Below are 428 nucleotides of genomic sequence, written 5' to 3' on the forward strand. Positions count from 1 at the left end.
GTGCCTCCCAAGCGCTTTCTGGCTCCCTAAGATCAGCTTGTCATTTTCAATGGCGTGGATATAGCGAAACCGCCCTTCGCCATCAAAGACAACAATCAGGTCTTGCAGGGAGTGAATCAGCGCGTCCATCCGCGCTTCTCGGGATTGTAGCTGATAGGAGAGCGCTAGCCGGTTCAGGTAGTGACGCACTCCCCAAGCACCCAGTAACACTATGACGGCCATGACCACCGTGAGTACCAGGCCGCGCTGACGCCACCCAGCGAGCTGACGCTGCACATCAACCCCTACGACTACCAGCACGGGATAACTGCCCACCCGCTGCATATGGAACAGCCGTTCACGCCCGTCAAACGGCGAGCGGGCGGTAAACGTTTGGGCGGCTTGCTGGGTGGTCAACCACTGCTGCGTGGCTGGGTCATCTATTCGAG

At 58.6% G+C, this 428-nt stretch carries 1 protein-coding gene; it reads right to left on the minus strand.

From position 1 onward, the window contains the following. Positions 1 to 396, minus strand: a 396-nt coding sequence (locus tag R0J92_RS21765; protein WP_411053170.1) for a hypothetical protein, incomplete at its 3' end; no start/stop codon positions are given. Between the last annotated feature and the right edge of the window lie 32 nt (positions 397 to 428).

This window comes from Tritonibacter sp. SIMBA_163, from assembly GCF_046535935.1.
In the GTDB taxonomy this organism is placed as follows: domain Bacteria; phylum Pseudomonadota; class Alphaproteobacteria; order Rhodobacterales; family Rhodobacteraceae; genus Epibacterium; species Epibacterium scottomollicae.